This window comes from Pseudogracilibacillus sp. SE30717A (assembly GCF_037071985.1).
Taxonomy (GTDB): Bacteria; Bacillota; Bacilli; order Bacillales; family Amphibacillaceae; genus Pseudogracilibacillus.
This window is the reverse complement of the sequence record NZ_JAXHDF010000006.1, coordinates 114,335-133,257: the sequence shown is the minus strand read 5'-3', so window position 1 is coordinate 133,257 and position 18,923 is coordinate 114,335. Positions and strand designations below refer to the sequence as shown.

Annotated in this window: 25 protein-coding genes; 7 read left to right on the top strand and 18 right to left on the bottom strand. The window is 36.3% G+C overall.

Annotated features, from left to right (window positions below; genetic code table 11):
* The first annotated feature begins 352 nt into the window (after positions 1-352).
* Genes SPD48_RS11215 through SPD48_RS11205 form a run of 3 tightly spaced genes read left to right on the top strand, consistent with a single transcriptional unit; the run spans position 353 to position 1,468 of the window.
* The gene (locus SPD48_RS11215) at positions 353-706 is read left to right on the top strand and encodes a PadR family transcriptional regulator (RefSeq protein ID WP_336258196.1); all 354 of its coding nucleotides are present in this window, start codon (positions 353-355) and stop codon (positions 704-706) included.
* On the top strand, positions 699-1,115 hold the full coding sequence (locus SPD48_RS11210; protein ID WP_336258195.1) for a DUF1129 family protein: 417 nt from the start codon (positions 699-701) through the stop codon (positions 1,113-1,115). Before SPD48_RS11215 ends, SPD48_RS11210 begins: the two co-directional genes overlap by 8 nt.
* 41 nt (positions 1,116-1,156) lie before the next feature.
* Positions 1,157-1,468 (top strand): HAAS domain-containing protein, encoded by a 312-nt coding sequence (locus SPD48_RS11205; protein ID WP_442962151.1) that lies wholly within the window; start codon positions 1,157-1,159, stop codon positions 1,466-1,468.
* A 65-nt stretch (positions 1,469-1,533) separates the two neighbouring features.
* Here the strand turns inward: SPD48_RS11205 and SPD48_RS11200 are convergent, their stop codons facing one another.
* The 3 genes from SPD48_RS11200 to SPD48_RS11190 all read right to left on the bottom strand — a co-directional run bounded on the left by SPD48_RS11200 (position 1,534) and on the right by SPD48_RS11190 (position 2,642).
* Entirely contained in the window at positions 1,534-1,794 is a 261-nt protein-coding gene (locus SPD48_RS11200) for a GyrI-like domain-containing protein (RefSeq protein WP_336258371.1), read from the bottom strand.
* The gene (locus tag SPD48_RS11195; protein WP_336258377.1) at positions 1,740-1,880 is read right to left on the bottom strand and encodes a hypothetical protein; all 141 of its coding nucleotides are present in this window, start codon (positions 1,878-1,880) and stop codon (positions 1,740-1,742) included. Before SPD48_RS11195 ends, SPD48_RS11200 begins: the two co-directional genes overlap by 55 nt.
* Before the next feature lie 318 nt (positions 1,881-2,198).
* Positions 2,199-2,642 (bottom strand): Lrp/AsnC family transcriptional regulator, encoded by a 444-nt coding sequence (locus SPD48_RS11190; RefSeq protein WP_336258193.1) that lies wholly within the window; start codon positions 2,640-2,642, stop codon positions 2,199-2,201.
* A gap of 167 nt (positions 2,643-2,809) precedes the next feature.
* Here SPD48_RS11190 and SPD48_RS11185 point away from each other — a divergent pair, with 167 nt between their 5' ends.
* The gene (locus tag SPD48_RS11185; protein ID WP_336258192.1) at positions 2,810-3,868 is read left to right on the top strand and encodes a YkvI family membrane protein; all 1,059 of its coding nucleotides are present in this window, start codon (positions 2,810-2,812) and stop codon (positions 3,866-3,868) included.
* Between the two features lie 58 nt (positions 3,869-3,926).
* On the top strand, positions 3,927-4,904 hold the full coding sequence (speB, locus tag SPD48_RS11180) for an agmatinase (RefSeq protein ID WP_336258191.1): 978 nt from the start codon (positions 3,927-3,929) through the stop codon (positions 4,902-4,904).
* Between the two features lie 208 nt (positions 4,905-5,112).
* On the opposite strand, the gene SPD48_RS11175 is transcribed toward speB, so the two are convergent.
* From SPD48_RS11175 to rlmD, 11 genes are all read right to left on the bottom strand, one after another.
* The gene (locus tag SPD48_RS11175; RefSeq protein WP_336258190.1) at positions 5,113-5,964 is read right to left on the bottom strand and encodes a recombinase zinc beta ribbon domain-containing protein; all 852 of its coding nucleotides are present in this window, start codon (positions 5,962-5,964) and stop codon (positions 5,113-5,115) included.
* 220 nt (positions 5,965-6,184) lie between these two features.
* Positions 6,185-7,006 (bottom strand): alpha/beta fold hydrolase, encoded by an 822-nt coding sequence (locus SPD48_RS11170; protein ID WP_336258189.1) that lies wholly within the window; start codon positions 7,004-7,006, stop codon positions 6,185-6,187.
* A 418-nt stretch (positions 7,007-7,424) separates the two neighbouring features.
* Positions 7,425-7,979 (bottom strand): DUF899 family protein, encoded by a 555-nt coding sequence (locus SPD48_RS11165; protein ID WP_336258188.1) that lies wholly within the window; start codon positions 7,977-7,979, stop codon positions 7,425-7,427.
* An 85-nt stretch (positions 7,980-8,064) separates the two neighbouring features.
* Positions 8,065-8,850, bottom strand: coding sequence for an AraC family transcriptional regulator (locus SPD48_RS11160; RefSeq protein ID WP_336258187.1), 786 nt, complete (start codon positions 8,848-8,850; stop codon positions 8,065-8,067).
* A 256-nt stretch (positions 8,851-9,106) separates the two neighbouring features.
* Positions 9,107-9,565 carry an RDD family protein gene (locus SPD48_RS11155; protein ID WP_336258370.1) on the bottom strand — a complete coding sequence of 153 codons (459 nt, stop codon included), beginning with the start codon at positions 9,563-9,565 and terminating at the stop codon, positions 9,107-9,109.
* A 172-nt stretch (positions 9,566-9,737) separates the two neighbouring features.
* On the bottom strand, positions 9,738-10,349 hold the full coding sequence (locus SPD48_RS11150) for a chloramphenicol phosphotransferase CPT family protein (protein WP_336258186.1): 612 nt from the start codon (positions 10,347-10,349) through the stop codon (positions 9,738-9,740).
* A 144-nt stretch (positions 10,350-10,493) separates the two neighbouring features.
* Positions 10,494-10,544: a hypothetical protein gene (locus SPD48_RS11145; protein ID WP_336258369.1), complete on the bottom strand. Its 51-nt coding sequence runs from the start codon at positions 10,542-10,544 to the stop codon at positions 10,494-10,496.
* Positions 10,545-10,582: 38 nt separating this feature from the next.
* The gene (locus SPD48_RS11140) at positions 10,583-10,705 is read right to left on the bottom strand and encodes a DUF6440 family protein (RefSeq protein ID WP_336258185.1); all 123 of its coding nucleotides are present in this window, start codon (positions 10,703-10,705) and stop codon (positions 10,583-10,585) included.
* A gap of 103 nt (positions 10,706-10,808) precedes the next feature.
* Positions 10,809-11,144, bottom strand: coding sequence for a VOC family protein (locus SPD48_RS11135; RefSeq protein ID WP_336258184.1), 336 nt, complete (start codon positions 11,142-11,144; stop codon positions 10,809-10,811).
* 236 nt (positions 11,145-11,380) lie between these two features.
* Complete coding sequence (locus tag SPD48_RS11130; RefSeq protein ID WP_336258183.1) at positions 11,381-12,235, bottom strand: hypothetical protein; 855 nt, start codon at positions 12,233-12,235, stop codon at positions 11,381-11,383.
* A 470-nt stretch (positions 12,236-12,705) separates the two neighbouring features.
* On the bottom strand, positions 12,706-14,088 hold the full coding sequence (rlmD, locus tag SPD48_RS11125) for a 23S rRNA (uracil(1939)-C(5))-methyltransferase RlmD (protein WP_336258182.1): 1,383 nt from the start codon (positions 14,086-14,088) through the stop codon (positions 12,706-12,708).
* Positions 14,089-14,231: 143 nt separating this feature from the next.
* Between rlmD and SPD48_RS11120 the strand changes: the two genes are divergently transcribed.
* Positions 14,232-14,426, top strand: a complete 195-nt coding sequence (locus SPD48_RS11120; RefSeq protein WP_336258181.1) for a hypothetical protein — start codon at positions 14,232-14,234, stop codon at positions 14,424-14,426.
* 148 nt (positions 14,427-14,574) lie between these two features.
* On the top strand, positions 14,575-14,709 hold the full coding sequence (locus SPD48_RS11115) for a hypothetical protein (protein WP_336258180.1): 135 nt from the start codon (positions 14,575-14,577) through the stop codon (positions 14,707-14,709).
* 368 nt (positions 14,710-15,077) lie between these two features.
* Here the strand turns inward: SPD48_RS11115 and SPD48_RS11110 are convergent, their stop codons facing one another.
* The 4 genes from SPD48_RS11110 to SPD48_RS11095 all read right to left on the bottom strand — a co-directional run bounded on the left by SPD48_RS11110 (position 15,078) and on the right by SPD48_RS11095 (position 18,847).
* The gene (locus SPD48_RS11110) at positions 15,078-15,533 is read right to left on the bottom strand and encodes a hypothetical protein (protein WP_336258179.1); all 456 of its coding nucleotides are present in this window, start codon (positions 15,531-15,533) and stop codon (positions 15,078-15,080) included.
* Positions 15,534-15,546: 13 nt separating this feature from the next.
* Positions 15,547-16,350: a DUF3100 domain-containing protein gene (locus tag SPD48_RS11105; RefSeq protein WP_336258178.1), complete on the bottom strand. Its 804-nt coding sequence runs from the start codon at positions 16,348-16,350 to the stop codon at positions 15,547-15,549.
* Between the two features lie 42 nt (positions 16,351-16,392).
* Positions 16,393-17,286 (bottom strand): NAD(P)-dependent oxidoreductase, encoded by an 894-nt coding sequence (locus tag SPD48_RS11100; RefSeq protein WP_336258177.1) that lies wholly within the window; start codon positions 17,284-17,286, stop codon positions 16,393-16,395.
* A 109-nt stretch (positions 17,287-17,395) separates the two neighbouring features.
* The gene (locus SPD48_RS11095) at positions 17,396-18,847 is read right to left on the bottom strand and encodes an aldehyde dehydrogenase family protein (RefSeq protein ID WP_336258176.1); all 1,452 of its coding nucleotides are present in this window, start codon (positions 18,845-18,847) and stop codon (positions 17,396-17,398) included.
* Between the last annotated feature and the right edge of the window lie 76 nt (positions 18,848-18,923).

The window sequence follows — 18,923 nt, the reverse complement described above, 5'->3', positions numbered from 1 at the left end:
TCACTTTACTACTCAAGTAAGTAGAATGCAATAAAAATGTCTCGAATTAGAGATACTTTTTATATAGTTACTATCCTTTTTCATTTTTCGGTTTCTTCTCACTACTTTATATAATCAATACTATATTCTTTCCCTCTATTCTATTTTGATAACTTAGGAATATATTTAATTGTTATGTATACAACCGAAATCCCGTAATCTTACAGAATTCTTCTTATATTAATTGGCTCTTCGAAGTTTACCTTGCATTACAAGACTAATGAAGTTATACTTCTTATATACCATGTAATGCAAGACTTTTTATATCTATAACCCTTGCATTGCAAGTTACTGTGAAAAAGGAGGAAGAAATTTGTCATCAACTACACAAATGCTTAAGGGTATAATTGATGGCTGTTTGCTGGCAATAATCAAAAATAAAGAAGTATACGGTTATGAACTAGCAGAAAAACTTGAAAGTTACGGGTTTAAGTCATTTAGTGAGGGCACAATTTATCCATTGTTAATGCGAATGCAAAAGGAAGAATTAGTTACATCTACATTAAAAAAATCTACAGCGGGACCAAGAAGAAAATACTACTCACTAACGCCAAAGGGTGATTTGGAATTGAGAAATTTTATAGAGCGTTGGGAGAGTTTGCAGAACAATGTTAATGGAGTCTTACAATATGAATCAAATTCAAATGGAGGTAATCAGGATGAATAGTGAATTACAGCTTTCTAAAAAGAGTCAAAACTTCTTAGAAAACTTACGAATCTACCTATTTTCTAGTGGTAAACATGAAGATGAAATTAATGAGATTGTTAATGAATTACAAATCCATTTAGCTGAAGCCGAGAAAAATGGGAAACCAATTGAAAAAATAATTGGCAATTCACCGAAAGAATATATGGAGATGCTTTCTAATGAAATGACCATTGATTATCGCTCATGGTTTAAATACATCTGTCTCATCATTTTTGGATCATTTACTTTTAAAATTTTCTCTGATTTATTGGCAGGAAATCTTTCATATTCTCTCTTGGAAATCGGCGGAAATATTTTAATCGCTTTACTATTTATTGTAGCTGTTTTTAAAGGATATAAATATATTTCAACAATGAATCAATCTTAAAAAAAGGCGTTTTGATTTTCAGTATTGGGTTGCTTCCATTGATGCTATTTTTAGGTTTAAACTTTCTTGATAAAGTGATTCACACCCCTACCGTTCATTTTAACAATACAGGAAGTTTAATTGTTGGCGGAATTACGTTACTATTTATAATTGGTGTTTCTCTTTGGGCTAAGACATGGATTCTAATCATTATAACAGCATTGTTAACATTACCAGATTATTTCCTAAACCTAACATCACTACAACATGAAACACAACTAATTCTAAGTATGATAATAAGTTTCGGTGGAATCGCCATTTATCTTTGGATAATGTCTAAATTGGAAAAAGTAAGTGAAAATTCACCTCAATGAAGATAGGCTTGTGGAAACCTCTGTTAAAACCCTTATTTTAATTTGAGTTTCCACGAGCTGGTTTCCTATCTATTTACCAAACTTTTGGTAGTGATCGCTAATAAAAATTCGATAAAGATTCCGTGCTTGCTCTCTGAAAATATTTTTCCCCAGGTCTCTTGCATGACTTTTGGAAATACTCCTTTAGATGAAAATATCGCCCATGTTAGAGAAGGGACTTCTACTACATCAAACTTATCAAAGCCTGTGTTTTTTGTCGTTAAGCAACCAATCATATGGTCGAGACTCCCTTTTTCCTCCGTACGTCCATCATCAAAATTATAAATACACTCACTACTTGATTTGGTTCCATATTTGCATAACTGGCTAGCTCTTCCCATTGTTCAGGTGTAATGCTATTAACTAACCTCACAATTTCTTGATTTTCTCCTTCAAATTGAATAGGAACTCTCTTCTTTACACCGACAATCCTAAAGGCTTCTTTCTTATCAATTCTATACTCTATATTAATTCTCCCTTGAATCGTTAATTGGAAGGAGAGCTTAGGAAATGCTTTAAGCTTGTTTCTCTTTTTTACCTCTAATTAGTATTTCCCCAACTCCACCCATTCCTTACCCCTCAAGGCCTAGCCCCCGCATTTATACACCAGATATATGAACTAGAAATCTATTTAATTAATACCATGCTAAAGCTATCCCTAAATGTATCACCCATTCCCCATACCCTGCTATTAAGATTCCTCCATCGGCAAAATGACATCTTTTTTTATAGGTGTTTTAAGTAAAATAGAGGTTCGTGTATTGCAATAAGGAAGCAAATTTTCAACTAGTACCTGCAAATCATCCATCCCTCTAAATGCAGCTTTAACATAATAATGTACATGACCTGTCGCACGATGGCACTCCAAAATGCCGGGTTCCTTTTCCAGCACCTTTTCAACCTCTACAGGCGACTGCTTTAATTCATTTAATTCAATCATAACTGATAAGTTCCTTCCAACTGCTTCTGGGGAAACCATTGCTGAAAACTTCTCAATAATTCCTTTTTCTTGCAGCCTGTACAATCTCTCCGTCACGCTTGGTCTACTCAGAGCCAGCTTCTGAGATAACTCACTTATCGTAATACGACCATCTTCTTGCAAAATACGCAGCATTTTTATATCAATATGATCCATTCCCAACACCTTTCTTCACTTTGTAAAAAGAAATAGTAAAATTAATTCATTTTGGTAATAATTATTCTTTATCACATTCATTAATATATATAATATTATACTAAATTATAATAATATTATATATACTTAATTATTTATATTTATTATTTTTTTAGAAAGGAGCAAAAATGAACAATATAGTCAGAATTTTCATTTTAGCAGGAGCCTTTGTTTCTTATATTCTTGGGGCTGGAACAGCAACAGGACAGGAGATATTGCAATTTTTTGTTTCGTTTGGCTATTATGGAATAGGAGCAATTATCATAGCAGCTGTACTTCATATGTGGTTTGGCGCCTTTGCAATGGATGTCGGGATGCGCTTAAAGGCAGTTGACTCCAAAGATGTATTTGTCTATTTCACTGGAAAATATATCGGAACATTTTTCTATTGGTTTTCTCAGTTTTTTATGCTGATTGTATTTGTCGTCATGATTTCTGGAGCTGGAGCAACTGTTTCGGAACATTTTAATGTCGGCATTTTACCTGGACGAGCTTTAATGGCTATTCTAGTATTAATTACTGCATTATTACGATTGGAAACAATCATTAAAATTCTTGGGATTGCAGGTCCCGTTATCGTTGTATTTGCTATCATCGTAGGAACAGGTAATTTTGATGTTTCTAGCTTTGGAAATGCTGGTCAGCTCGTACATGACTTAGGCTTAGGAAAAGCAACCAATCATTGGTGGCAAGCCGGTTTCGTTTATTCCTCTTTTGTTTTATTGGTGGCTTTGCCATTTCTAGCCAATTTAGGAAAAGATGAAACCCGAAGAAAGAATGTCGTTCTCGGAGGAATCATTGGTGGATTTATTATGTTGGTTGGAGTTTTTGTCATTTACATTGGCATGTTGACAAATATTGATGCCCTACACGAAATAGATATTCCTACTCTATTTTTAGCAAGCCAAATTAGTCCATTTTTAGCGTTCTGTTTCTCGATAATTTTACTTATCGCTATCTATACAACAGCAGTTGGTATGCTATGGACAGTTGCTACTCAATTTTCTAAAGGCAATGCCAATAAATACAGACTAATCACCATTATTTTAACGATTATCGGTTTCTTTGGCGGACTGCTTCCATTTGCCGCTATCATTGACTTTGTATATCCAATTGTAGGTTATATTGGTTTAATCTTAATGATTGGCATGGTTTATCGTCAATTCATTAATAAAGGTTCCATCTAAAATGCATGCAGTTTGAATGAACGAAAGTTATTTGTAAAATACTAAAGGAGATTTTAAAATGAGTAAATATGCAAGAAAATCAGATTACAACAGAGTAAAACTAGATATGCCTTTTACAGGCATCACTTCCTTCAGAAAATATCCAATATGCAAAGACCTAGATAATCTAGATGCTGACTTTGCCATTGTAGGTGTGCCAAATGATATGACTACAGCCTGGCGGTCTGGTGCAAGAATGGGGCCTCGTTCCATTCGTGAGCAATCGTCTTTATATGCTTTTGGAGCTGGGTATGATCATGAAAAAGGTATTACTTATGATAACAGCGGCTATAAAATTGTCGATTGTGGCGATGTATCTATTATTAATGGGGATGTAGAGCAAAGTCATGAGAACACCGAAGAATTTATTCGTACTATTGTTGACAAAGGGACGATCCCAGTTGTATTAGGAGGAGATCATTCCATTACATCACCAGTAGCTTTTGCCTTGGAAAAACACGAAAAAGTGAATGTCGTCCAGATTGATGCCCACCTAGACTGGTTAAAAGATGCATCTGGTCAACGCTTTACGCTAAGCAGTCCGATGCGGAGAATGTCTGAGATGGGACATATCAATCAAATGGCCCAGCTTGGCATTCGCGGCGTCGGCAGCAGTCAGGAAGAGGATTTCGCCGAGGCGCGGGAATATGGCAGCACCATTTTATCACCTAGACAAGTACGTAAAATAGGCATTGAGCAGGCATTGGCAAATATGCCAGACGGCGAAAAATATTATGTAACACTCGATATTGATGGACTAGATGCTTCGATTGCACCAGGTGCTGGTTCTCCTTCCCCTGGTGGATTTTATTACGAGGAAGTAAGCGATATTCTCGAAGCGGTAGCGAAGAAAGGTGATGTTATTGGCTTTGACTTGGTCGAAGTGAACCCTTTATACGATCCTTCCGGGGTCACTTCGCAAATTGCAGCAAGGCTGATCATTGATTTTATCAATTTCATCATTCATGAAAAGAAACTAAAAGCAGCAGGCAGCTAATGGTAAAAATACGCTTCATCTATGTGCAGATCCGCAGTGAAATACGCGGATCTGCATTGTATTATATCAGTTAAATTCCTACAGAAACTTCAATATGGTTTTTCATCACTTTCTTACGTCCATATTCACGATTTGGTACAAAGTGTGCATGCTTGTGTTTAAAACTAAGGATTTCTGTTAAGTTTCTCTTTGTAGCCACGCAACACTCTCAATATGTGTCGTCACTACTATGTGAACACAATTTATTGTCCTCGTCGACTGTATGTGAACACAATTCGTTAGATTTTCTTGTGTTATCTTTTTTCGCATTTCTTCTAGCAGGCTTAAATTTTTCACCATCAAGACTATTACTTAAACCTGTTTTATATACAAACGTAATCATGGCGGGATCTTTGTTTCCTTCTTCATCTATTCCACCTACAATTACTTTCTCAACGACACTTTCAAATACATGCCGATCAAACGTATCAATCACTTCATTTTGTTCCAATACTTTCTTGAAAGCTAATAAGCGTTTTTTAATATTCTTTTCTTTTTCCAAATTTGATAAGGACTTTTCTCTTGTTTGAACCTTCTCATTAATCTCTTGCATCAGTGAATTATATTTATCTTCATACGTATCTTTATCGATAATATTCTCCAGTCTCATATCCACTAATTTATTCTTTTTGTTTTCTAATCCTTGAATTTCTTTTTCCATTTTAGTTATTTCTTTATGAATCTTATTGGAACTCAATGTTTCTTCCATTCGTTGCAAAAATTCTTCCAATACGTCTTTGTTATTATTACACATAATTCGATAACTTTCTAGAAAGGCTTTTTCAATGGCTTCTTCGGGTATTCCTTTACTGTCTGGACAGAACTTTTTTCCCTTCTTTGTACTTGTAACGCACTGCCAAATCGTTTTGCTATATTTCGTTGAACTATGCCATCTGCGTCTTGTTAATGTACTTTCACAGTAACCACAATCAACCATACAGCTAAACGCATATTTACGACTATACTTCTCTCGCTTCTCACCATTATTTTCTACTGTATTTCGCCCGTGATTTCTTCTCATCCTGATTTCCTGTGCTTTATCAAATATTTCCGCACTGACAATAGTTTAGGATTAAATCTTGATGCATTCGAATATCGAACTTAATTTTAGTATTGTTTGACCTAACATACCACCAAATAGTCCAATTTGCACTTTACATATTCTTAAATGTTGAATAGGTAGTTCCACTATATATTCCGAATCCCCGAAATAAATCCCATAAAATACTGCTGACAAGCTACTATTTTAGAAAACTTGAAAGCACCGACATCAACACTTTGGGGTTTGGCATGTGGTCTTGTCCCGCGAGCATACTGTACTCTGCGTTTGGAATTGCACCATTCAACTGGTTCGCGACCTGATGAATGGGAGCAGGGCTCTTTTCTCCAACAATAATTTTGGTAGGTGTTGTAAGATGAGAAACCCTTTTAATGGGTGGTAAATCGTTGGCAAGGATAGTGTCATAGGCAAGTGTAGGTGCGAGTGCTACCATAGTCGCCCATTGGGGTGATTGCTGAAATACGGTAATCACCTCTTGAGGAATGTCAATACCACTTAAAAAAGAGACTATCGCTTCTTCATCCTTACCGCTTTCAAGCAACTCATATAATCCTTGACTTAGCTCTTTGAATTCATTTTGGTTTGCTTCATCATTTGCATAAGGTGCATCATACATGACCAGCTTATTTACTTTGTCGCCCAGATGCATTGCAGCTTCAAGACCAAGTATAGCACCCGAAGAATGGCCATAAATATTTACTGCTACCCCAGCTACATCGATCATGGCTTCAATGTCTTCTAGTTCACGTTCAATTTTGTACGGTAGCACGTTACCACTATCACCACGTCCGCGACGATCGTAATTGTAGACGGTAAATTGCTCCGCAAATACTTTTGCATCATGCAAAACTGGTTCAAACGAGCGAAAACAGGTGGCCCCCGTTATAAATAAAAGGGGAGGTCCATTGCCGAAGACATCATAGGCTAATGTTGTGCCATCTTTTGATTGGATTGTTTTCACGATTTTTCCTTCTTCCTTTGTTTTATTTTGATTAGTGGTCATGCTGCTTTAACCTTTGCTCCCACCGATAGGTAAATATGCATTATATAATTACTATTCTAAGCAATTACCTTTTAGATATCGTTCAAATTGGTTCACTGATCTCCTCGGATGTAGTTTCTCTTTGTATATATAGGTGCCAAGATATATTCCATAGGAGTCTGCATTCACGATATCTTTTTAGAACTTCATCATAGAAATCAAAGCCCTCGTTATTTAGCTCAACGCCTAAATAATACAATACAGAATGTGGCTCAAATCCCTTCTTTTCGGTGACGTTCAACCTAATAACTATTTCCCTTAAAACACATTCACGATTAATAGTCCTGTCACTTCATCTTTTTTTGAGCTCTCTTGTTTGCATAGATTGAACTTGTTGTGCAAAAAAAACTGATTTTTTTAATGGATTTCAACCAGGAATTTAGTTTGTCGATGTCTCAGCATGATTGATTTGAAAGATACTGTTCTCTTTACGCCGGAAAACGCTTCCTCCAGGCATCTCGCCTTCATCAGTTGTTGCCTTAAAATCATAGTTATAGTCACTGTCATACGAGGAGTACCACGGGAAACTCCAGCCCTTTGAATGCTTGTACTTCTCAATTTTCGCCAGTGGAGCACGAGAGACATAGGCGAAAGAGGTGTTCTGCTCATGCAAATATCTCAGAGAGGTGTCTGAGATTTGGTCGGCAACCGCCGAGCAATCTGGACAACCCTTATCCCAACTTGGGTCAAACATAAAGTGACCAACAATTAGCTGTTTCCGGCCATCGAACAGATCAAGCAAGCCAACCTTACCTTCCGGACCATTGAAAAAGTAATCCTTATCAACCTCAACCGCTGATAATTTACTACCATCAGATTTTAACGATTCTTCTAAATAAGTGTCTTCCCCTTTTTCGGCTAACGGCCCCTTGTCGTCGAAGGCCCATTCAAAATATGAGAAAAACATAGGTAATGCGATTTTCTTTTCTGACATCACTATTTCTCCTTTCGTAAGCAATTGCTTTAATGTTTCTTCTTTATCCTATCACGTAGAACTTCATAAAAGTTCTCATGGATTGCTAATGTTGATGAATTCGATTTAGGAAATGATTCATCAACAAGGGAATGGAAACCAAGATAGGAGGATCGTCTATTCGTGGTGAGTAAAGCGTAACTTCTTGGTACGGAACGGCGGAATGGGATTTGACGACTATTGGTTTTTTCGATCGAGTCCTTAAGGTTGTTTGTGGGAGGAGAACATCCATAAATTCCATCTCCCAAGAAATCGAGGTAGCCATTAGGTAATAAGTGCCGGGTATGACGTTTGTAAAACAAAAGTCTCCCAAAGAAGAAAGCAATGTTCCATACAAGGGAAATCCCTCCGGAATTGGTTTGGAGAATAAGCCAATTAGAACAAATCCCTTAAGGGGAAGTGTTGCTCGGACGGTTCCTTCTATTCTGGCATATTGATTTAGAGTGGGATATTGTTCACGCCAATCGTTCAGTTTTTGTAATGAAAGCAGGAGGTCGTCCACTTGCATATTCGACTTTCGAAATTGAGAAGGAGTCACACCAACCTTTTGGGTAAATCTAGTCGTAAAGGTTCCCAAACTTTGTTGTCCAATTTCCATTCCGATATCGCGAACTGTTAGGTTCGTATTTAATAACAAATCCTTTGCCTTTTGTAATCGCATAGCGGATACATAATAAAGTGGAGAGAGACCTGTTTTTTCTTTAAATATACGTGTAAAGTGATATGGACTATAGGAGACTTTGTTCGCCAGTTGAGAAAGAGAAAGCGGTTCGTCAATATTCTTTTGAATATACGAAATCACCTCTTCTATTTCTGGATATCTATAAGTCATGGATGTGCCCCTTCCTTGTAATATGATTTTGCCTCTTCAATAAAATGGCTTCCTCAAAATGGCCCTTTTCTTAACAACTGATTTTAATAATACTCATACAGAGATTCTTTCATGTCGTTCAACAAGTCCTTCAATCACCCTTCGGAATAAAGTGGTTTCCTTAATCCGCAAATTGTTTCCGTCCGTACATCTTCAAGTCCAGTATTATTCCACTACTACGTCTATTGGCAGAACCACTTCTTTTCAAATAATACGGCTACTTATGACAGTGAACAATCTCTGTTCCCGCTATCCCATCATAAACATTTTTCCTTTTTTTATTTGTGAAAGGGAAGATTAGATATACTAATATTGCAAAATTAACGGTACTCAATATGATATAAATTGTAATATCTGAAATGCTTGATGGAAGCATTAATTGCCATATACCAAAATGAGCGAGTTCCCAAGGAAGAAACTTAACAGCCGTTCGAACAACAGAGCGACCAATTCCAATACGTTGACCAGAATTATCAACAACACAGACTCCCATTTTTCTTTTGCCTAAAGTACCTTGCCTTTTCGTACACTCGCAGAGAATAAAGTAGAGCGATACTGGCAATGTCATCATAAAAAATCCTGTCAATTCTGCTACTGCTGGGGAACTGGAAAATAAGGATTGAAAATATGGGCGATATGCATACGAAATAGTGCCAACCACAAAAACACCGTATATAACAATAACCAGTTAATCTAATAGGAAGGCGTAAATCCGAACTCTAAACGTTGAATAGAACATAACTCTCCTCCCACTAAGGTAGAATTTTAATAAAAAAATCTGTCTCGTTTCTTTAAATTAAGGTGTAGAATCTAATCCGTGTCTTAACGTAATAGGACTATTTATTTTTCTATTCTATACCCCCAATTAATTGGAAAGCTGTTTGGGATGGTAGGTCCTTAAGTTTTTGGTGAATAAGATGAGCACATTCATCAGAACTCATTATTGAAGTATCGACCTCCAGGTCATAGATTCCTGGTATATGAACGTAATGTTGCCATCGTTTGACTGGTTCCGGAATTGCCCCATTCTTAGCGTAACCTGTTCCCCAAGTATCCTTGCGCCGTTTCATGATTTCCTCGATTGGACAATGTACACCTACAAACACAACCGGATACTTCTTTAGTATACGCGCACAATTAGGGAGAATCTTTCGGGGGACGGAATACCTGTCATGATGTCCGACATCCACCACAACATTTATCCCGATACGGCTATGTGCAGCAATTGATTCATACATTGCTTTATAGATTTGTATAATTATGGGTTCAAGATCAGGCCGTTCACCCCCAGGTCGCAATCCAATTCCAGGCTGATAATTTTCGGGAGTCATTTTCATAAAATGATCAACCCCTAGATTCATCCACAATCCTTCAAATGTATTTTGAATTGTAATTGCAATGCTAGACTTACCTGATCTCGGGGTACCATTTAGAATCACAATTTTTCCAAGTTTACTCATTGATGAAACACTCCTTCAGTTGTATAGTCGAGGCTTTAATTTCTTGATGATTCTGACTTTTTTTATTCCACAATCCTTCCGTTTGAAGGGCGGCTCAACTGTTACAATAGCAAATGATTATCGAACGTATCTTAAAACTACATATTACTTTAAAAATCCTTCATCAACTAATGGTTTGCCATTTTGGTCAACCATTACAGTCAAACCTGCACCATATCTTCTTGGTGTAACATTTATAAAACACCCGTCTCATTATCGCGAATAACTTTTACAATTTTAAGTTTTCCTTGTTTGTAAACCTCTTCAAATCGTTTTTTTCCATTGATATATTCCTTCCTCCTTAAACTTTTCTTCATCATCACTTATGTCAAATAATTAACGATATGATCCCTATGTTAAATATGTGCGTAGTGACCTCTTATCAGTGAATTGCGTCCGTTTCTGGAATAAATTCTTATATTAATCTTCCATTTCTTGCGAGAATCTAAGTAAATATCCATCAGGATCTTGAACAAGAAATTCCTTTTGAATGAATGTAGTGTAATTACTTTTATATTTGCTAACAGATGGCTCTCTAAATAGTGGATGTTTTTGCTTTCTCAAACGGTCAATAACAGGTTGTATATTTTTAATGTCTATTAGAAAATTGATTCCTCGACCAAATGGGTATTTCAACTCTTCAGTATCCCAATAACCATTGATTTCTTCTAACATCATTTGGTTTTCTTCTTCCAATGAAACAAATAAAAATTTATCGCCTTCACGCTCATATTCTAATTTAACTTGATTAACCACAGTTGTACACAATATTGGAATGATGCAATGGAAAACAATACCATAAGTAAATAAGAATACAAAATTGTATTATTTCAATGACAATCCCCTAAAGATTCCACCTAATTGACAATTTAAATAATAAAGATTAATAGATGATTGATGGGAATTAACCTTTGAATTAGATTATAACGTTGAATTATACATTATCAACTAAACTAAATAGTTTCTTGTAATTCTCTTTTTTTAGGATTGGTTTAGTTAACTTTATGAATAGCCATTACCTTCTTCAGCTCAATATTGTCTTGGTATATTAAATCCTTTTCTGACTTATTAGTAAATAGTTTCCTCTTCCTTGTAGAGATTTCATTAGTAATATTACTTAATCTATTAAGATTACTTCTAAATGCTACTTCTAATTCTTTTATATCAAATGGTGCAGAATCTAACATTTCCGTTTTATCGGCATACTCTTCTTGTAATGTATTTAGTACCTCAATTTTCGACTCATTATCTTTAATTAGTTTTCGCTTTATACTTTTCTCATTCTCTTTTTCTAATATTTTTTCATTAGATATTCCTAATACATACTCCAATAAATCACTTGGAATGTTCGAATATCTACCTAATGAATCAGATGAGTTTTTAAATATATATCCATTCCAGGATTTATCCTGATCTAGATAAAATGGAGCTAAAATTTCTGTAGAATAAACACTTGATAATTCTTTAGTACTTGCTCCTCGTAACTTCAATTTCATATTTAAGGATAATTTTTCTTGAAGCCATTCTGAAAACTCCTTAAGATTTAATACTCCCTCATTGTCTGAAACGTAAAATAAGGAATTATTTCTAATAATAGAATAGGATAATCCATTAATTAATATATCTATCCGAAATCTCATTGTCTTAACATCCCAACCATGCGGGAACTGTTTAATTTCAAACCCTAATGCATAGTAAAGCGATTTCGTTAAACTTGATTTCCCTACAGTAGTTCCATCACTTGTAATAATATTAGGCCCTTTTGAAAATTCAAATTCATTTGCTACTTTATTTTCATTTGCTACTTTATTTTCATAATCTAATATAATTATTCTTTCTATAATCATACTTTCTCACTCATTTCTGCTAATACTTCAATGATAATCGCTTTTTTAGTAAATTCACCTAATGTATTAAATGTTACATCACAATTACATTTTTCCATTGCTATATTAATTAATTCTTCTTCTGTCGTACTGAGAACATCAATGTTGCTTAATTCTCGTTTTGCAATTTCTTTCTCAGTGATATATGCATGGATTATTTTTAATTGCTCTTGTTTAATCTTCTTTTTCCAAAAAACAGAATAAGAGGTTGATGAAAGTATAGAATCAAAAAAGTCTAGAGTAATCCTTTTATAGCAAATGCACCACCATTTTCAAAATCAGACATAAACTCCACCTCAGATTGTATTCCCACACCCCAGATCAATTTACCACCGAAACAGTGATGTGGTTTTTCAGTACTTTATTTCTCGTTTTTTCACCTTCTCCTACAAACACGAAATGCTTGTGAAAGTGTTTAAAACTAAGAATTTCTATATAGTTTCTCTTTGTAGCAACGATACACACTCCACATGATTCGTCTGACTAAACATATCTACTGGTTGCACTTCTTGTGTTTTGAACCCACCATCTTCCAAGATTCGTAAATCGCGTGCTAAAGTTGATGGATTACATGATACATATACAATTCGTTTTGGTGCCATATCTATCATCGCCTGTAGCAAAGCCTCGTCACACCCTTTTCGTGGTGGATCGACAACGATTACGTCAGGTCTTAACCCTTGTGCAGTCCACCATGGCATCACTTTTTCGGCTTCACCAACTACAAATTCAGCATTCGTTATTCCGTTAAGTTTTGCATTTATTTTCGCATCATCAATTGCTTCGGGAACAATCTCGACCCCATATACTTTTTGAGCTTTTTGTGCTAAAAATAATGAAATCGTCCCTATTCCGCAATATGCATCGATCACTACATCATTTGGTCCAACACTTGCATATTCCAATGCTTTATTATATAACACTTTCGTCTGTGTAGGATTGACTTGATAAAACGACCTAGGTGAAATCTTAAATTTCAAGTCACCAATAGCATCGTAAATATAGTCTTCGCCATAAATTGTCCGGGATTTCTTTCCCATAATGACGTTTGTTTTTTCTTTATTAACGTTCTGGATAATTGATTTACTAGCCGGGTACGTCTCAGTCAATTGCTTGATGAGTTCTGTTTGGTGAGGCAATTTTTCCGTGCGTGTGACGAGAATAATCATTGTATCATTCGTACCAAATGCCGTACGGACGATAATATGACGTAAGACTCCACGATGAGTGTTTTCATCGTATGCTTCGATACCCAGATCTGTTGCGATTCGTCTAACCGCTTCCACCATCCGATCCCCTAGTTCGTTCTGGATCACGCACGTATCCATATCATCAATAATTCTGTGACTCCGTTGCTGATAAAAACCTGTAATAAGCTCTCCATCTTTTTCTCCAACAGGAATCTGGATTTTATTCCGGTAACGCCATGGATCTTCCATTCCTAGAACAGGATGGACAGGTACAGATTCTAGATGTGCCACTTTTTGCATGACGTTTTTTACTTGATTTCGTTTCATCTCAAGCTGCATGTCATAACTCATATGCTGCAGTTGGCAACCTCCGCATTTATAGTAAACATCGCATGGCGGTGTTACCCGCTCTGGGCTAGCTTTCTTAATGTTGAGCAGTTTTCCGTATCCGAATCTTTTATTTACTTTAATTACTTTTACATCTGCTTCTTCACCTGGTAGACCGTTCGGAACAAAAATTGGATACCCTGCTATTTTTCCAACACCATTTCCTTCATGTGTTAAATCTTCAAATGTTAATGTAATAGTTTCATTCTTTTTTACTGGAGCATTCTGTTTTGCCATGATGGTAATCTTCCTTTATGTAAAATTCTATTATAGTATGTATTTAATTTTCTTTAACTATCCTTATCTTACCATAACTTGCGTTCAACTTTGAAAGTAAGAAAAAATGAGGCTAAATTATTTATCAAAAGGATGGGAGGAGTTTGACGACGGTTATAACAGCGACTATTATGTTATCGGCGGGACGCCTGTCGATTACGGCGGATGGACTACACATATCGGCGGGGAAGAATTTTAACGGCGGAGCAAATAAATTTATCGGCGGTAGACAAATTATAACGGCGATTATCGTGTTATCGGCGGATGGATTACATATATCGGCGGGGGAGCAATTTTAACGGCGGAGCAAATAGATCTATCGGCGGTAAACAATTTATAACGGCGAATACCGTGTTATCGGCGATGTGCCTTTCGATTACGGCGAATGGAATACACATATCGGCGCGGGAGCAATTTTATCGGCGGAGCAAATAGATTTATCGGCGGTTGACAATTTATAACGGCGAATACCGTGTTATCGGCGATGTGCCTTTCGATTACGGCGAATGGAATATACATATCGGCGGGGGAGCAATTTTAACGGCGGAGCAAATAAATTTATCGGCGGTTAACAATTTATAACGGCGAATACCGTGTTATCGGCGATGTGCCTTTCGATTACGGCGAATGGAATACACATATCGGCGCGGGAGCAATTTTATCGGCGGAGCAAATAGATTTATCGGCGGTTAACAGTTTATAACGGCGAATACCGTGTTATCGGTGATGCCTCTTTCAATTACAGCGGATGGACTACACATATCGGCGGGAGAGCAATTTTATCGACGGAATAAATAGATTTATCGGCGGTTGACAATTTATAACGGCGATTATCGTGTTATCGGCGGGACGCCTTTCGATTACGGCGAAATTGAGAATTGGATACATCCAATAAAATACTCCCCTCGTTAGCTTTCACCAACGAAAGGAGTTATTAATCAAACGTATAATTATATAATACCTTGAATTCGTAAAATTATTTCCGCGATAATGGCTGAGCCAAGAAATGTTCCTATCATAACTAAACTTGCTACAACAATAGATCGCCAACCTAATTTCACAAAATCTGTCCATGAACGACCTATTGAAATTCCTGCATAAGCCAAAATTGGAGTGGCAAGCGCGAGCAATTGAACTTCATTTGTCCACTCTACAACTTTCTCTGATCCTGGCATCCATGGCATCGATACGAGAACTCCAATTATAGAAATATAAGCAATACTCGGAAAGTTGATTGGGATAAGTTCTCTTAAAATGAAACCTGCTAAACAAACTAGGATAAGTACAATCATTCCCGGAATTGCTGCTAAAGGTAAAATCTCGTACCCCGCCCAATTTCCTAAGAGGGCAGTAAATCCAAAAATAACTAATAACAACGTCCATTCTTGTATATTTTTTAATAACATTGTAAATACCCCCTTATGATTTAGACTCTCTTCTTTTTGTCATAACCGCATAGATTTTTTCTGTTAAAGGTAAACCTATGAAGATACTAACCCATAATCCAGTTGATAAGGACAATAAGTTACTAGCTCCGGCAAATGCAACGATAGAAGTTTCTAAATCAGGAAATGCTGCGATTAATGAACCACTTGCTGCGGCCATCATGCTACCACTGCCTACTCCTGATGCCATTGCAAAAGAAAGTGGATGAAGTGGAGTGATTGTTGCAAGAAATCCAGAGATTAGACCTAAAAAGACTGCTCCAAATACGGTACCAAAGATGTACATTGTCATGACACCGCGACCTTCTGGTGAGTTGATTCCAAACTTATCCATAATTAACCCTACGTTCGGTTCTCGTCCGATGGAATGGGTCATACCAACAGCTTCTCGCTTCATCCCAAGCCAAATAGCTACTGGAAGTGCTAATAAAATGGTACCTAAATTTCCAAGTTCCTGTAATAACAATGCTGGTCCTGCTGCAATAACTTCTGGTAAAGATGGACCAATGATGACACCAATTTTAGCTAGAAGTAATGCTACTCCTAGTACAATAATTGGCTCGGCATTTTTAGACTGTTTTTCTTTTACTAATGGTGTGAAATATAAAATAAGACCGATGATTAGTGCATACAACATTGGTAATAAAAGAATGACACCAGGTCCTACTGGAATACTAAATTGTCCAATAGCTTCTGTAATAATAACGGTTATAAATACTAAAACATGTAAACGCCAGTCTTTCCAAAGACCAATAATTGAATTTGAATTTTCGCTCATTTTTTATCCCCCTTATTATCTAACTGTTTACAAGCAATTAAATTAGTTTTTTAATTCCCCCTCTCCCAATGCTTTCACTATCTCATATACTGCTGAAGAATCTTTCTGTCTTTTTCCGTTATAACTTGCAATTTGAAATAATTGATAAGCTGATTGGCTGGAAATTGCAGGTACTTTTTGTGACTCGGCAAGATTTCTATATAAATTCATATCTTTCATCATATTACCTAAGGAAAACTTTACATTTTCACATGTATCTGCTACGATATTTGATCCAAACACGTCCATCACTTTTGTTTGGGCAGAGCCTTTCTGAAATACAGAGGCAATTTTCTCTTTTGGAACCCCTGCTTTTTCCCCCACTTCAAGCGTTTCACTTAATAAAGAAATAATTCCGCCAACAACCATATTATGACATAACTTAACAATTTGCCCTGCGCCGCTTTCTCCAATATAAGTAATGTTTGAACCAACTGCTTCAAGAACAGGTAATACGTTATGAAATGCCTTTTCATTTCCACCAACCATAATGGTCAGCGTTCCTTCATTTGCTCCATCTGGACCGCCACTTAAAGGACAGTCGAAATATTCTATTCCATAGGTTTTGGCGCTTTCATTTAATTTTCTTGTCATTTCAACATCATTTGTACTCATGTCTAAAATAAAAGAGCCTTTCTTCATCACATGAAAAGCACCTTGTTCCTTATCTGTCATTAAGTGATTTATAAGAGATGGTGATGGCAATGATAATATCATAACTTCGACATCTTTTGCTAATGTTCTGACACTTTCTGCCCGTTTTGCACCTATTTTAACTAAATTATTTACCGCCTCGTCGTTAATATCGAAAACAGAAACATGATAATTTTTCTTTAAAAGTGTGGATGCGATTCCAAAACCCATTAAACCACAGCCAACTACACCGATGTTTTTCATAGTTGAGCATACTTCCTTTCTGAGTTGACAAAGATATAAAATGGGTTGTCCATAACAGTGTAGAAACACTCCTACATTATTTATTATGGACACCCTATTTTAAAAACTATTAAGGTTTAATATATACCGTTTTATAATCTGTCCAGAAATCTAAGGCTGTTGAACCTTGTTCACGTGGACCGATACTCGATGCTTTCTTTCCTCCGAATGGATATTGGTTTTCAAAATAATTCGAAGGAATATTGACATGAGTTACTCCAGATTCGATTTCACGTATAAAATCAAACGCTTTATTTAAGTCGTTCGTATAAATTGTAGAAGATAGACCAAATTCATTATCATTTGCAAGTTGCATTGCTTCTTCGTAAGAGTCTACTGCTGTAATTCCAATTACCGGTCCAAAAATTTCCTCTTTATAAATCGTCATTTCAGAAGAAACATTACTGAAAATAGTCGGTAACACAAAATAGCCTTTATCCAACCCATTCTCTGTCAATCTTTTTCCACCGTATTCTAATGTGGCGCCTTCTTCTATTGCAGAATTTACATAGTGCAGATAGGTATTTAATTGGCCTTCATCAATAACTGGACCATTATCTACATTTTCAGTAAATCCGTCGGCTATTACTAATTTTTTCGCTCGCTCTACTAACTTTTCCGTTAATTCTTTCTCAATGGACTTCAGAACAATGACTCGGCTTGTTCCTGTGCAACGCTGTCCATTATCTAAAAATCCGCTAATTACTAGATTTTCTACTGTCTCATCCAGATCAGCATCTTCTAAAATGATAGATGGGTTTTTTCCTCCCATTTCTGCCTGCATTTTTGCTCCGCGTGATGTTACGGCTTTTCCTAACGCTAAACCAACATCTGTTGAGCCGGTAAAAGATACGGCTTTAATTTTTGGATGATTTCCAATGACATCCCCGATTACTCCTCCCGGACCTGTTACCATATTAATAACACCTGCCGGAACACCAGCTTCTTCAAATAGTTCAATAATTTTTACGCTGATTAAAGAAGTGTTGCTTGCTGGTTTGAAAATGACTGTATTCCCTGCAATGATAGCTGGAGCAATCTTCCAAATTCCAATACCGAGCGGAAAATTATATGGTGCAATAACACCAACTACTCCGAGTGGTTCGCGAATTGTATATCCGAAGATATCGTTGTCATGCGAAGGGATCGTTTCTCCAGTAAGTCTCGTTGCTTCTCCACTAAACTGTTTCATTGCTTCAATCGTTTTACGAACTTCTCCATTTGCTTCTCTAAACGACTTTCCGACTTCTTTCGTTATAATAGTAGCCAATTCTTCTTGATTTTTTTCCAAAAGTCCAATCAGTTTAAAGATCACATCGCCTCTTGTTGGAGCAGCTGTGTGTGACCATTCATAGAAAGCGTTTTCAGCTGATTGAATAGCTAACTCTACATCTTCTTTATTTGATTGTTGAAAATACCCTAATATTTCTTCCGTATTAGCCGGATTAATGCTTGCATATGTTTCATTCGTTTTCGATGCAACCCATTCTCCATTTATATAATTATAGTATGTCTTACTCATTATCAAGTTACCTCCTTGAATTGATGTCTTAACTTAATGTTAAAACGAAGAATAAGGAAAATAAATAGGGCAAGCA

Coding starts and splice junctions, on each gene's coding strand:
- SPD48_RS11210 (WP_336258195.1), top strand. CDS start 699: ATGAATAGTGAATTACAGCTTTCTAAAAAGAGTCAAAACTTCTTAGAA.
- SPD48_RS11205 (WP_442962151.1), top strand. CDS start 1,157: ATGCTATTTTTAGGTTTAAACTTTCTTGATAAAGTGATTCACACCCCT.
- SPD48_RS11190 (WP_336258193.1), bottom strand. CDS start 2,642: ATGGATCATATTGATATAAAAATGCTGCGTATTTTGCAAGAAGATGGT.
- SPD48_RS11185 (WP_336258192.1), top strand. CDS start 2,810: ATGAACAATATAGTCAGAATTTTCATTTTAGCAGGAGCCTTTGTTTCT.
- speB (WP_336258191.1), top strand. CDS start 3,927: ATGAGTAAATATGCAAGAAAATCAGATTACAACAGAGTAAAACTAGAT.
- SPD48_RS11175 (WP_336258190.1), bottom strand. CDS start 5,964: ATGAGAAGAAATCACGGGCGAAATACAGTAGAAAATAATGGTGAGAAG.
- SPD48_RS11170 (WP_336258189.1), bottom strand. CDS start 7,006: ATGACCACTAATCAAAATAAAACAAAGGAAGAAGGAAAAATCGTGAAA.
- SPD48_RS11165 (WP_336258188.1), bottom strand. CDS start 7,979: ATGTCAGAAAAGAAAATCGCATTACCTATGTTTTTCTCATATTTTGAA.
- SPD48_RS11160 (WP_336258187.1), bottom strand. CDS start 8,850: ATGACTTATAGATATCCAGAAATAGAAGAGGTGATTTCGTATATTCAA.
- SPD48_RS11150 (WP_336258186.1), bottom strand. CDS start 10,349: ATGAGTAAACTTGGAAAAATTGTGATTCTAAATGGTACCCCGAGATCA.
- SPD48_RS11140 (WP_336258185.1), bottom strand. CDS start 10,705: ATGAAGAAAAGTTTAAGGAGGAAGGAATATATCAATGGAAAAAAACGA.
- SPD48_RS11130 (WP_336258183.1), bottom strand. CDS start 12,235: ATGATTATAGAAAGAATAATTATATTAGATTATGAAAATAAAGTAGCA.
- rlmD (WP_336258182.1), bottom strand. CDS start 14,088: ATGGCAAAACAGAATGCTCCAGTAAAAAAGAATGAAACTATTACATTA.
- SPD48_RS11110 (WP_336258179.1), bottom strand. CDS start 15,533: ATGTTATTAAAAAATATACAAGAATGGACGTTGTTATTAGTTATTTTT.
- SPD48_RS11105 (WP_336258178.1), bottom strand. CDS start 16,350: ATGAGCGAAAATTCAAATTCAATTATTGGTCTTTGGAAAGACTGGCGT.
- SPD48_RS11100 (WP_336258177.1), bottom strand. CDS start 17,286: ATGAAAAACATCGGTGTAGTTGGCTGTGGTTTAATGGGTTTTGGAATC.
- SPD48_RS11095 (WP_336258176.1), bottom strand. CDS start 18,847: ATGAGTAAGACATACTATAATTATATAAATGGAGAATGGGTTGCATCG.